Origin of the sequence: Sodalis sp. dw_96 (assembly GCF_018449575.1) — a bacterium.
Taxonomy (GTDB): Bacteria; Pseudomonadota; Gammaproteobacteria; order Enterobacterales; family Enterobacteriaceae; genus Acerihabitans.
On record NZ_JAAVUT010000008.1, the window covers coordinates 1 to 13550 of the forward strand.

At 57.4% G+C, this 13550-nt stretch carries 11 protein-coding genes; 9 read left to right on the plus strand and 2 right to left on the minus strand.

The genetic code is table 11. The annotated features are described in order from the left end of the window. Nucleotides 1–117: 117 nt before the first annotated feature. On the minus strand, nucleotides 118–753 hold the full coding sequence (dmsD, locus tag HB631_RS13400) for a Tat proofreading chaperone DmsD (RefSeq protein ID WP_213991672.1): 636 nt from the start codon (nucleotides 751–753) through the stop codon (nucleotides 118–120). Nucleotides 754–976: 223 nt separating this feature from the next. On the opposite strand from dmsD, the gene HB631_RS13405 reads away from it, so the two are divergent. From HB631_RS13405 to HB631_RS13445, 9 genes are all read left to right on the plus strand, one after another. Beyond that, nucleotides 977–1777, plus strand: coding sequence for a helix-turn-helix domain-containing protein (locus tag HB631_RS13405; protein WP_213991673.1), 801 nt, complete (start codon nucleotides 977–979; stop codon nucleotides 1775–1777). A 35-nt stretch (nucleotides 1778–1812) separates the two neighbouring features. Further along, nucleotides 1813–3351, plus strand: a complete 1539-nt coding sequence (locus HB631_RS13410) for an ABC transporter substrate-binding protein (RefSeq protein WP_213991674.1) — start codon at nucleotides 1813–1815, stop codon at nucleotides 3349–3351. A 69-nt stretch (nucleotides 3352–3420) separates the two neighbouring features. Then, nucleotides 3421–4338 (plus strand): ABC transporter permease, encoded by a 918-nt coding sequence (locus HB631_RS13415; protein WP_213991675.1) that lies wholly within the window; start codon nucleotides 3421–3423, stop codon nucleotides 4336–4338. Next, nucleotides 4335–5237 (plus strand): ABC transporter permease, encoded by a 903-nt coding sequence (locus HB631_RS13420; protein ID WP_213991676.1) that lies wholly within the window; start codon nucleotides 4335–4337, stop codon nucleotides 5235–5237. The genes HB631_RS13415 and HB631_RS13420 overlap by 4 nt, the downstream gene beginning before the upstream one ends. Before the next feature lie 2 nt (nucleotides 5238–5239). Continuing rightward, nucleotides 5240–6262, plus strand: coding sequence for an ABC transporter ATP-binding protein (locus tag HB631_RS13425; RefSeq protein ID WP_255556986.1), 1023 nt, complete (start codon nucleotides 5240–5242; stop codon nucleotides 6260–6262). After that, a complete protein-coding gene (locus tag HB631_RS13430; RefSeq protein ID WP_213991677.1) occupies nucleotides 6259–7341 on the plus strand; it encodes a dipeptide ABC transporter ATP-binding protein in 1083 nt (360 codons plus the stop codon). The genes HB631_RS13425 and HB631_RS13430 overlap by 4 nt, the downstream gene beginning before the upstream one ends. A gap of 12 nt (nucleotides 7342–7353) precedes the next feature. Beyond that, nucleotides 7354–8361: a membrane dipeptidase gene (locus tag HB631_RS13435; RefSeq protein WP_213991678.1), complete on the plus strand. Its 1008-nt coding sequence runs from the start codon at nucleotides 7354–7356 to the stop codon at nucleotides 8359–8361. A gap of 154 nt (nucleotides 8362–8515) precedes the next feature. Further along, on the plus strand, nucleotides 8516–10183 hold the full coding sequence (locus HB631_RS13440) for a hydantoinase B/oxoprolinase family protein (protein ID WP_213991679.1): 1668 nt from the start codon (nucleotides 8516–8518) through the stop codon (nucleotides 10181–10183). Between the two features lie 36 nt (nucleotides 10184–10219). Then, on the plus strand, nucleotides 10220–12322 hold the full coding sequence (locus HB631_RS13445) for a hydantoinase/oxoprolinase family protein (protein WP_213991680.1): 2103 nt from the start codon (nucleotides 10220–10222) through the stop codon (nucleotides 12320–12322). Between the two features lie 56 nt (nucleotides 12323–12378). Here HB631_RS13445 and HB631_RS13450 read toward each other — a convergent pair whose 3' ends face one another. Beyond that, nucleotides 12379–13491 (minus strand): porin, encoded by a 1113-nt coding sequence (locus HB631_RS13450; RefSeq protein ID WP_275955689.1) that lies wholly within the window; start codon nucleotides 13489–13491, stop codon nucleotides 12379–12381. Nucleotides 13492–13550 lie beyond the last annotated feature (59 nt).

Below are 13550 nucleotides of genomic sequence, written 5' to 3' on the forward strand. Positions count from 1 at the left end.
ACGAGTGCCCCACAGTACGGTAGACCCGCCATCACTGAAGCTAAAACCGAGCGTGTTAAAGGGAGAACATGTCCATCAGCGCGGACAAGGACAAAAACCCAGCCACGGGCTGCCCGATCAAAAATATAAATCCGGTGCGGCAATCTCGACCGTACAGGAGGCTTTCCAATCATTTAGGCTGACCCGGGCCAGTTTCGCCAATCCCAGGTAAAGCGGATGGCCGGCATGGTCCTCAAGCAGTTCCAGAAAACGAAAGCACCAGGGGAAAAGATGCTGGGCCAGCAGGATATCCAACAGTTTGTCATGCCGCTGTTCCGCCAGCCAGGCACTCAGCAACAGCAGTGTGCCGATACTGTCTTCCGGCTCGTTGCCGGGCAGCTGCATCGCAATGCCGTTTTCCCGCAGCCAGCGCCGCAGGGAGAGCGTGGATTCCCCGAACAGCACGTTTTCCCTGTCCAGATAAACCGAACCCCAGGGAGGCGACGGCAGCGCATAGGGGCCGATAAACAGACGCTGATAGGCCTCGGCCGGGGTTTCGGCTTTCGTGGCCGCCAGCCCGGCGGTCAATAGTACAGCAATAGCGTCCAGTTCCTGATGCTCGCCATAAGGCCATTCATCAGTCCAGCCCGGGTCCGCCAGGGCGGCTAATAGCGACCGGCATTCCCCGTCATCGGGGGACGCGGACAGCAACTTGCCCAGCACACGCCCGGTCAGGGCAATCTGCGGTAAACGCACGTGCTTCGTATTGGTCATATCAGGGCTCCCTCGCGGATGGGGTCATAATATAAACAAATATCGCGCCCGGAGCCATGGGTAGCAAGAATTACCCTCTACCCCAGGCCGTGCCTCGCTTAGCGGATTATTCTGCATCTATTGCATTTTCTTATAATTGATAAAAGTCAAGAAAAAATTCTTGACCAAAAAAAGCACATCTGTACCATATATAACATCACTGTTGCTCTATATGGCACAAAATATGAGTTCTCTCGATACAGGCCTGCGAATTTTATCCCTGTTTAATAAAGAACGACCGGTGTTACGGGTCGGTGAGGTCTGCCGTGAATTGGACGTGCCGAAAAGCAGCGTGTCCCGACTGATGAAAACCCTGTGCGATGCCGGCATCGTGGAGCGCCGCCACAACGAAAACGGCTATGTGGTGGGGCACGGGGTTCTCGCCCTGGCGGAGCTCTATCTGGAAGGAAGTTCATTGATAGATGAACTCGATGCCGCCCTCGAAAGGCTGTCCGAACAGTATCATTTTGTCGGCTATGCGGCGGCGCTGTCGGACATCGATATCGTCTTGCTGCGGGTCAAAATCGGGTCTCATCCCCTGCGTTTGGTGCATGAGGTGGGCGCCAAAATGGCCGCGATGCCCACCGCGCTGGGATTGGCCTTATTCGCCTGTGAGCCTGATGAGGTAGTGCTGGCTAAATTGGGTTCAACCGTGGCAAAAGGCGCTGAGCAAAAGAAATTTCTCAACGTGCTCGGCAGCATCCGGGAAAAAGGGCTGGTTAGCCTGGTAAACGGTTTGAATCCGAGCATTTCGGCCATGGGACTCGCCATACATGACATCTGGCACAACGAAAAGATTGCCATGTCCATTTCGTACCCGGTTACCGCGGCGGACGCGAATTTAATCAAAAGCATGCAAAGAAGCCTTTGGCAAGAAGCGTGCGCCATCGGTAATCGGGTGGGGGACCCGTTCTGGTCAAGGCAGACGGTGTTCCCGGAAATCGGCGCAACGTCTATCTCCATGGACTCGGCATACCTTATTTAATTCATTTGCTCACACTCAACAGGGGGGAATCAGCTATGGGAATGACCAGACGATCGTTCAGTAAGTTATTGGCCGGGTCGATGTTTTTAACAACGCCGCTGGCATCCATGCGGATGGCGTTCGCCGCCGAGCCGGGAGTATTGACCATTGCCCAGGGTTTCGATCCGGTATCGCTGTGGCCCAATTTTTCCACCACCCAGGAACAGATCAATGCCGGGAATCTGGTCGTCGAATCCCTGTTTTGGATTGAACCTACCGCCAGCCACTGCGTGCCGGTGCTGGCGGAAAAATATGAGTTGGTTGATCCATTAAAGGTAAAAATCACCCTGCGTAAAAACATCCTGTTTTCCAATGGGGAAAAATGTGATGCGGATGCGGTGATGTTCTCTTTTCAAACCTTTATGAACGTGACGGTGACCCCCGCCTATGGACAGTATTCGCAACTGATGGACAAGGTGGAAAAAGTTGACGACCAAACCGTTATCCTGCATATGAAATTCCCCTACCCGGCCCTGGAGCTGGCGCTGAGCCAGGTCTTTATCCTGCCGCCCAAATATTGGGCGCAGGTGGGGGGCGCCGACGGTTTTGGCGCAAAACCCATCGGTACCGGTCCTTTCCTGCTCAAAGAGTGGGTGCGCGACAGCCGGATTACCTTTACCGCCAATCCGCACTACTGGGGTGAGTCGCCGAAAGGGATTAACAGCGTCGTTCTGCGCACCGTTCCGGACGATATGTCCCGGGCGTCAAGCTTGCTGAACGGTGAATGCGATATCGCCACCAACGTGCCGATTATGGCCGTCGCCCAGATCAAGGGTCAGAGCGGCCTGAACCTGAAGGACGTGCCGAGCTACCGTATATTTACCCTGGATCTGTCCAGTCTGCCCAATCAAAAAAGCCCGGTCCAGGATCGCCGGGTCCGCCAGGCCCTCAATTATGCCGTGGATAAAAAAGGCATTATCGACGGTCTATTCCAGGGCAACGCACGATTGCTGCACGGTCAGCTGCTGCGGTCCAACGAACTGGGCTACAACCCCAATCTAGACGACTACCCCTTTGATCCGAAAAAGGCCAAGCAGCTGCTCGCCGAAGCCGGTTATCCCAATGGATTTCAAATCGACTTCAAGTTTCCCACCGGGCGTTACGCCCAGGACAAGGAAGTGGCGGAAGCCATTGCCGGGATGTTCGCCGATGTCGGCGTGAAAACCAATATGATTTCATTGGAACCTGGAGAGTTTCTGCGCCAGCTGAGTAACCGGGAGCTACAACCTATCGGCCTGGTGGGACTGGCACCGGGGGATGATCCCGATTTGCAGATGGCGCAGTACCGTTCGGACTGGCGTTATTCCTACGTGGATAATCCTCAGCTCGATAAGCTCATCAACGCCGGAGCCCATGAAACCGACCGCGGCAAGCGCGCTGAGATCTATCACCAGGCGTCTCAGGTGATGTTTGACGACGCATCGGTACTCTATCTGTACCAGGCGACGGATCTGTATGGCCTGGCCGGCAGAGTTAAAGGATTTGCCCCCCGGGGCGATCAGCGATGGGTTATCAGCGGCATGTCCATAAGCTAAAAAAGCGCTCTTGCCGATGAGGGCAAGAGCACCATCCGCGTCTTCTCACTGACATTACGCAGGTTAATCATGGCAAATTATATCCTGCGTCGGATCCTTTATATTATACCCTCATTATTGGGCATATTTGTAGCCTGCTTTTTTATTACCCGGTTAAGCGGCGATCCGACGACACTCTTCCTGCCTGTGGACGCAACCGAGCAGGCGAAGCAGGCATTTCGTATTAAAAACGGCCTGGACCGCTCGCTGTTTGAGCAGTTTATCACCTTTTTTTTCAAGGCGTTCCACGGCGATTTCGGCAACTCGCTGCGCTTTGGCGAACCGGCGGTCAGTCTGCTGTTTGAACGGCTGGGGGCCACCCTGGAGCTGGCGGTCACCACGCTGGCCATTGCCCTGGCGGTGGGTATTCCGGCCGGGATCGGCTCCGCTTATTATCGCAACACCTGGATAGATTATCTTATCCGCGGTATCGCCGCGCTGTCGCAGGCGGTGCCGACCTTTTTTCTCGATGTGGTGGCAATCCTTATCTTCTCCGTCACGCTGCATTGGCTGCCCACCGGCGGCATGGGCGGGCTTCTTCATTTGATCATGCCCTCCATTACGCTGTCCGCGACGCTGATAGCCCTGCTGGCGCGCGTGATGCGTTCCACCACGCTGGATGTTTTGCGCCAGGACTTTGTCCGCACCGCCCGCGCCAAGGGACTGAGCGAACTTCTGGTGGTCACCCGTCACGTGGCGCGCAATGCGTTTATCCCGGTGATGGTGGTTATCGCCCTGCAGTTCGGCGTGCTGATGGGGGGCGTTATCATCACCGAAACCGTGTTCTCCTGGCCCGGTATCGGACGCCTGGCTATCCAGGCTATTTATGCGCGGGATTATCCGGTGGTGCAGGTGGTGGTGTTCTTCTTTGCGGTGATTTTTATCCTGGCGAATTTTGCCGCCGATGTGCTGTCCGCCCTGCTTGACCCGAGGATCCGCCTGAAATGAGTACCGAACCCATGGTCATTCCCATCCCACCGTCTCCAAAGCGGACGAGGTTTATCGGCGCCCGGCTCCGTTCGCCCCTCAATCTCATCAGCGTGGTCATCATCCTTATCGCCGTGATGTGGGCCGTCGCGCCGGGGATTTTCGCCCCGCACGATCCCTATCAGCAAAGCCTGCTGCGCCGGCTGCTGCCGCCGGCATTTCTGGGGGGTAAAGAGGCCTGGTGGCTCGGCACCGATCAGTTGGGACGCGACGTGTTCAGCCGGATTGTTTACGGCGCCAGGGCCACGCTGTTCGTCAGCGTGTCGGCGGTGGTGATCTCCTGCGTCATCGGGACCGGTGTCGGGCTTATCGCCGGCTATAACGGCGGGGCCACCGACGCGGTGGTATTGCGCCTCATCGACATGCAGCTGGCGTTCCCGATTATCCTGCTGGTGATTGCCATTGTCGCGGTGATAGGTGCCTCCCTGCCGGCGCTCATTCTCATCATGGGCATTTCGGGCTGGCCGCAGTTTGCCCGCATCGTGCGTTCGTCGGTGATGTCGGTGCGCAACCTGGAGTATGTGGATGCCGCGGTTTCCATCGGCGCCAGTCCGCTGCGAATTATTTTCCGCCATATCGGACCGAATGTCCTGTCGGCCAGCATCGTGATGGCCACGTTCCAGCTGTCGGATATGATCCTCACCGAAGCCACCCTGAGCTTTCTGGGATTGGGGATCCAGCCCCCTACCCCCACATGGGGCGGCATGGTCAGCGAAGCCCAGAATTACCTCAGTGTGTCCTGGGGCGCCTCGGTATTTCCCGGCATCGCCATCGCCGCCGTTATCCTGGCCATCAATATTCTCGGCGATGTTGTCCGTGACGCACTCGACCCGAGATTAGCCGATGAAGGGAGGAAATAGCCATGCATGATATGACCCTATCATCGTCGCCGGGAGGCACTGATGAAGAGATAATATTGGCGATCAAAAATTTGCGGGTGTCGTTCGGTACGGAAGAACACCCTGTGGTCATTCTTGATGATATCAATCTCGCGGTCCGCCGGGGCGAAACTCTAGGCATCGTCGGTGAAAGCGGCTGCGGCAAGTCGATGCTGTCGTTGGCCGTGATGGGACTGGTGCCGCCGCCGGGGAGAACAACCGGGGTGATCGGGTTCGGGGGCGCCAACCTGCTGGCCCATTCGCCGGCCCGGATGCGCGCGGTGCGCGGCAACAAAATCGGCATGGTATTCCAGGAGCCGATGACCAGCCTCAATCCGCTGCTGCGCGTCGGGTTCCAAATAGTGGAGGCTATGCGCGTCCACGATCGGGCATCCTCGAACCAGACGCTGAAAAAACGGGCCATCGCGGCCATGGAGCAGGTGAGGATACCGGCGGCGGCGCAGCGTTTTGACGAATATCCTCATCAGTTATCCGGCGGCATGCGTCAGCGCATCGCCATTGCCATGGTGATTGCCTGCGAACCGGATATTCTGATTGCCGATGAGCCCACCACCGCCCTGGATGTCACGGTGCAGGCCGAGATTCTCGACCTGCTGCGCGAACTGCAGCGAAAGAACCATATGGCCATTATCCTTATCACCCACGATCTCGGCGTGGTGGCCCAGATGGCCGATAACGTCGCGGTGATGTATGCCGGCCAGCTGATTGAATACACCGCTTGCCGGGCGTTGTTCGACGATCCCCGCCATCCCTATACTCTTGGTCTGCTGGGCAGTATTCCCCGCATGGAGGAGGAGGAAACCCGGCTGCTGGCCATCGAGGGCGTCGTTCCGCCGGCGGCGCAGATGCCCGCCGGATGCCGATTTCACCCCCGCTGCGTCTTTATGGAACAGGATTGCGCTCACCGCCGTCCGCTGCTGGCGTCCCAACGCGACGCGCATCTGACGGCCTGCTTTCATATTCCGCTGTCAGGAGAACTGCCATGAGCCGCGCCATTTTGCAGGTCAACGATCTCAAAAAACATTTCACCCTGGCGAAAGGCCGTTTCGGCAAGGAGGATACCGTGGTCAAGGCCGTGGACGGCGTGTCGTTCGATATGGCGTACGGTGAAACCCTGGCGCTGGTGGGTGAGAGTGGCTGCGGCAAGTCCACCACCGCCCGCCTGGTGATGAAGCTGCTTGACCCCAGCGCGGGATCCATTCGTCTGGCGGATACCGACCTTAATCAACTGCGCGGCGGCGCGCTGCGGGATTTTCGCAAACAGTTCCAGATCATTTTTCAGGATCCGTTTGCATCGTTAAACCCAAGCATGCGGGTCCATGACATTCTTGAAGAGCCGCTGATTATCAACCGCATCAACGTCGCGGAACGGCAGCGGCGCGTGGCCGACGTGCTCAAGCAGGTCGGGCTCTCTCCTGACCATGCCCGCCGTTATCCCCATGAATTTTCCGGCGGCCAGCGGCAGCGGGTGGGGATCGCCCGGGCGCTGATGTTGAAACCTTCATTGATAGTCTGCGATGAGCCGGTATCGGCGCTGGACGTCTCCATCCAGGCGCAAATCATCAATCTGCTGTCCGATCTGCAGCGGGACCTGAATTTATCCTATCTGTTTATTTCCCACGATCTGTCGGTGGTGAAACACATTTCGGACCGCGTGGCGGTGATGTATCTGGGTAAAATCGTCGAAATCGCGCCGAAAGACGCCTTTTTCAACGCCCCCGCCCATCCCTATTCCCGGGCGCTTATCTCGGCCATCCCCCGGCCGAACCCCGGTGACCGCGCCAGGCGGCAGACGTTGCCCGGCGATGTCGCCACCACGGTGAATGTGCCGGGAGGATGTCGTTTTCATCCCCGCTGTCCCTTCGCGGTGGATAAATGCTGCCATGATGAACCGCTGTTAAAACCGGTGGGCGACGGCACCTCCGTCGCCTGCCATCGACGCCTGGAACTGCCTCTATGGCAGGAGGCGTTCCAGGATCCCAATAAGCTCTCTCCCGTCGCGGAAGCACGGCTACGGCTCTATGCCGCCCGCCGCAGGGAAAGGCTTAACGCAGTAAATTTATGAATGAGGTAATCCATGTCTTCTCACAATACATCCTCACGCCCACTGGTTATCGACGGCCTGAATTGCGCCGGCTTGACCCGTGAACAGCTTATCCGTACCCGTGAAGGGGGCGTTTCCGCCATCAATTTGACCGCGATCCACCCCGATGCGGAACTGGCCGATGCGCTTATCCAGCTTGAAGAAGCACGCCGCGTTATCGAGGCCATGCCCGATGTCGCCACGGTGGTAACCAGCGTGGCCGAAATACGGCAGGCCCATGACGAGCACCGGGTGGGGGTGATTTTCGGCGCGCAGAATACGCTGATGGCCGAACCCGATGTGCGCATCCTGGCATCGTTCAAGCAGCTGGGCATGCGGATCATCCAGCCGACCTATAACGAAAAAAACCGCTTTGGTTATGGCGCGCCCTTTGTGGGAGATACCGACAAAGGCATGACCGAAGCGGCCTATGACTGGCTGGCGGAAATGGAACGACAGCGCCTGCTGGTAGACCTTTCCCACTGCGGTCACCGCACCAGCGCCGATTTTGTCCGGGCGGCAAAGCGTCCGTTGGTGATCAGTCACGGCAATGCCTATGCCCTTTGTCCCAGCCCGCGCAACAAACCCGATAGCGTGATCCGGGCGGTGGCCGAAAACGGCGGTCTGGTGGGCGCAGTGTCGTGGTCGCCCATTGTCCGTTGGGATAAACGCCCCACGTTGGACGACCTGGCGGCCCATGTCGCTTATATGGTGAAGATAGGCGGTATCGACCATGTCGCCTTTGCCAGCGATCTGCCGGAGGCCAACGGGGAAACCGAGGAAGAGTGGGAAGCCCGCTGGGGTAAAAACGGCCTGTATCCCAATATTACCGGCTCGCTGGGCCCCTGGTATGGATTCGGGACCCATGTGACGGAAGGCTACGAGTCCATGGCAAAAACCCCGGCGGTGTGGGATGCCATGGGTAAACAGGGCTTTCATGAGCGGGAAATCGAAAAAATCATGTCCGGTAACTGGATGCGGGTGCTGGAAGAGGTCTGGTAACGGCCCTTCCCCGGCGTCCTGTCGCCTGGTCCGGCCGGAATAAACATGTTTGTCCCATTATTAGATTCCCGGCATGCGTCACGGGGAGCGGAAATGAACCCGCTATCGCCATGGCGGCCGTTTTGCCCGGAAAAAGATTAGGATCGCTAAATAAATGAATATTGACATCCCTATGACCTCAACCGTCCCTGAAGAAGAAGATGCTTTCGGCCTGCAAATCCAATGGGACCGACTGATCGCCATGATGGACGAGGTTGACGCGATTTTGCTGCGCACCGCCTTTTCAACCATTGTCAGCGAATCACGTGATTATGCGGTCATTCTGTTGGACCGCCGGGCGCGCTCCATTGCGCAATCCCAGATATGCGTACCCGCGTTCACCTGCTCTTTACCGTCGGCAACCCGCTCGATGCTGGAAATTTTCCCGCCGGAAACCTTAAAGGAAGGGGATATTCTCATCACCAACGATCCCTGGCTTTGCCACGGTCATCTGCCGGATTTTTATATCGTCCTGCCGATTTTCCATCGGGGCGGCATCGTCGGATTCATTGCTTCCGCCGCGCACATTTCCGATATCGGCGGCAGTCATGACGAATTGAAAGCGCGGGATCTGTATGAAGAGGGGCTGCAAATCCCCCCCAGCAAACTCTATGAAGCCGGCGAACCCAACGGGCAGCTGATTCGCATCATCGAAGCCAATGTCCGCTATCCGAAGCTGGTGCTGGGGGATGTGGGGGCCATTGTCGGCGCGGCGCGCATCGGCGCCGAACGCTACAACGCCATGCTGGAAGAGTATGGCGGGGCGAAAATGGATGCGGTGGCGGATTTCATTCTGAACCGTTCCGCCAATGCGATGCGCGATGCCATCGCCGCGATCCCCGATGGCGAATACCGCGGCAAGGCTCTTTGCGACGGGGTCACCAGTCCGACAAACATCGTGCTCAACATTACCGTCGATGGCGACAGCCTGCATCTGGACTATACCGGTACCAGCCCGCAGAACCCGGACACCGCCGTTAACGTGGTGATGAATGCCACCCATGCGCACTCGCTGCTGGCGCTGAAATGCAGTCTGTGTCCGGAATTGCCCAATAACGAGGGGCTGTTCGTCCCCATCACCAGCTATGCGCCGCCGGGTTCCATTCTTAACGCCCAGCGTCCCGCCGCGGTGCAGGCACGGTCGCGCACCAGCTTCCATACCCACACCGCCATTTATAACGCTCTGGCCGGCGTCATACCCAACGCCGTGCAGGCCACCAGCGGTTCGTTCTGGTTCGTACGCTTTATGTGCCAGGACGATGAAGGGGCGCCGTTCGTGGTACACATGCTGCCCAACGGCGGCGAAGGCGCGTCAATCGGCATGGACGGACACTCCACCATCGCCTTTCCCGGCTGCTCCATGGTGACGCCGATGGAAATCATCGAAGCCAACGGCCCGGTGTTGATCCGCGAGCGCGCCTACCACCAGGATTCCGGCGGTCCCGGCAAATACCGCGGCGGCCTGGGTTCCATTATGCGTATCGAAACCAAATCGGATAAGCCGGTGCATGTCGCCGTGCGTCCCGACCATACCCGCTATCCCTCGGACGGTTTACTGGAAGGCCATCCCGGCGGATTGGGCGCGGTGCTCCTTGACGGTCGGCATATCGAGCCGGATCCCTTTGCCCTGCAGCCCGGCCAGATGCTGACCCTGCACCTGCCCGGCGGCGGCGGCATGGGCAATCCCCTTGAGCGCGACCGTGCCCTGGTGGAAACCGACATCGAGCTCGGTCTGGTGAGCCGTCAGGCCGCCGGTGACATCTATGGTTATACCGGTAAATAACCCGGCCTCCTTTCGTATTAGGTAATATGGGACAACATGATGACAGCCAAATATCGCCTCGGTTTTGATATCGGCGGCACCTTTACCGATTTCGTCCTGACGGATGAAACCAGCGGAGAGATGATACTGGAGAAGTGCCTCACCACCCCGGACGACCCGGCGCGCGGCGTCAACCAGGGTCTCTCTCTGCTGTTGCGAAAAAGCGGACTGGACGGCGCGTCCGTTGAAGTGGCCATTCATGCCACCACGCTTATCACCAACGCCCTGATAGAACGGCGCGGCCTGAAAACCGCGCTGGTGGCCACTCAAGGTTTTCGCGATACCCTGGAGATGGGCAGCGAAGTCCGCTATGACCTGTATGATCTGTTTATGGTCAAACCGGCGCCGCTTATCCCCCGCAATCTGCGCTTCGAAGTTGACGAGCGCATCAATAGCGATGGGGAGGTTCTCACGCCGGTCAATGAAGCGCAGGTCATTGCCCTGGCGCAACAGCTGGCCGCTCTGGAGGTCCGCTCGGTGGCCATTGTCTTCCTGCACGCCTACCGCAACCCCAGTCATGAACGGCAGGTCGCGGCCATACTGGCGCGAGAGCTGCCGGGCATCACCATCAGCACCTCATCGTCGGTGGCGCCGGAAATTCGCGAATACGAACGCACCAGCACCACGGCGGCGAATGCCTATGCCAAACCCATTACCGCCAGCTATCTGGACCTGGTTTCCCACACCCTGACCGAGTCCGGCTACCGCAATAAACTGTATATGATGCTGTCGGCCGGCGGCGTCACCGGGGTCGACGTGGCCAAGGAATACCCTATCCGCATGCTGGAGTCAGGGCCGGCGGCCGGGGTCCTGGCGGCGATTTTTTACGCCAGGCAGTTGGGTATTCCCAGTTTGGTGACCTTCGATATGGGGGGTACCACCGCCAAAGTCGGATTGGTTAAAGAGTATGAAGCGGCCAAGTCGGGCACCTTTGAATTCGGCCGCGTGGCGCGGTTTAAAAAAGGCAGCGGCCTGCCGGTGAAAATGCCGATTATAGAGTTGATTGAAATCGGCGCCGGCGGCGGCAGCATCGCCGCCATGGATAAAATGGGCTTGCTTAAAGTGGGTCCGCGCAGCGCCAGCGCACAGCCCGGCCCGGCCTGTTATGGCCAGGGCGGCCGGTTGCCGACGGTGACCGACAGTAACCTGGTGCTGGGTTATCTGAATGCCGGCTATTTCCTCGGCGGCGCCATGACCCTTGATGAACAGGCCGCCAGGACCGCCATCAGGGAAAACATCGCCGACCCGCTGAATATTTCCGTGGAGAAGGCGGCGAGCGGTATCTATGAGATTGTTAACCAAAGCATGATTTCAGCGATGAAAGTACATATCGTCGAACGGGGGGACGACCCGAGAAAGTTCTATCTGTTTGCCTTCGGCGGCGCCGGTCCGGCCCATGCCTATGAACTGGCGCGCTCGGCGGGCATGAAAGGCATCATCGTGCCGAACGGTGCGGGCGCCGCGTCGGCAATGGGTCTGGTGACATCCGGCATCGCCTTTGACTATGCGCGCTCCCTGGTGGTGGAAGTGAACGGTCAAACCTGGCCGCAGATTGCCGCGCTGTTTGAGGAAATGGTGACGGAAGGCACGGCGCTGCTGGCGGGTGTCAAACTGAGCCAGGGGCCGGAGGAGGTAAAAGTCCAGTATCAGCTGGATGTGCGCCACAAGGGCCAAGGCCACGAGATGACCCTGGATATTCCGGAAGAACTGGTGAAAACCGGCGATTACCGCGGCATCTGCGAGCTGTTTTATACCACCCACCGGAAAAAGTTCGGCCATGAACACCGGCACCTGGCGGTGCAGCTGATCACCTGTCGCGCCACCGTGAGCGGCCACGATCCCGATATTCGCCTGCCCAGGCTGCATGCTCCCCGAACCGCGCAGATACAGAAAGGCAAACGCCGGGTCTATTTCCCCGAGCTGAAAGACTTTACCCTGACCCCTATCTACGATCGTTACGCGCTGGGGGCAGGCATGGCGTTCGACGGCCCGGCAATTATCGAGGAAAAGGAGTGCACGATTGTCGTCGGCCCTTCGGGCCGGGTGCGAGTGGATGAATTCGGCACTATTTTCATCGATATCGCTTCATCAATAACATAAGTATCAGCGTCTTCTTAATCTATAGTCGCGGTAAAAGCGACTATAGATATTCGAGGTCAGAACTGATACACCAGGGCAACCGCCACGGTATCGCCGGATGAATAACCCAACTTATTATTCTTATTTAGTACATTGATGATGTAGTCAAAATAGGTGGAGATGTTTTTATTGAAGAAATAGGTGGCGCCGATTTCATAATACTTGAACAAGTCGGTGTCGCCGACGCCTTCAATATCTTTCGCTCTGGACTGGCCGTAAGCAAGGGACGGGCGAAGTCCGTCGTCGAACTGATATTGAGCCACCAGCAGGACATCCTGTGTCTTGTTGGCAAAACCGGACGGGTTATCGCCTGCCGCATCAGTTATACGATTATTCGTCAACCAGGTTGCATTGTGGGTCTCCTCATAAGTAGCCGCCACATAGATGTTGTTAGCGTCGTATTTTAACGAGGTCGACCACACTTCCGCACGGTCGCCATGGCCGTAATCGGTGGCTTGCTGAGCTTCGGTGCGATCGGATGAGGCATAGGCACCGACGATGCCCAGTCCCATTGATGAAACGTAAGTAACCGAACCGCCATAACCATCGCCGTTAGAGCGTTTCGGATCGTCGGCGCGGTCATTTTTGCCCTGGTATTCCAAAGCGAAATCAAGGCCGTCAACCAGGCCGAAAAAGCTGGTGTTGCGGTAGGTCGCCACACCGGAAGTACGACCAACCATAAAATTATCGGTGTATTTAGTATCGCCACCGAATTCCGGCAACACATCGGTCCAGCCAAGAGAGTCGTAAACCACTCCGTAGTTACGGCCATAATCGAATGAACCGTAATGGGCGTATTTCAAGCCGGCAAAGCCCAAACGGGTATGGTTGTTGGCAGTGCTGTCCGGACCGCTTTCGGTAGAATTGCCGCTGAATTCATAAATCCACTGGCCGTAACCGGTGAGCTGATCATTAATCTTGGTCTGGCCCTTGAAACCGACACGAACATAAGTTTGATCGCCATCGCCGGCAAAGCCGCCGTCTGCGGCGCTGGAGAAATAATGCTCGGCGTCGAGTTTTCCATACAGATCTAATTTATTGCCGTCTTTATTATATATTTCCGCTCCATTAGCCGCACCTGCTGCCAATAAAGCTGGAATAAACATTGCCATAATGTTGCGCTTCATCATTATTATAGCCCTCATCTATTTTATTTATATAACTACCCCTGCCGTATACGTTTCGGGTT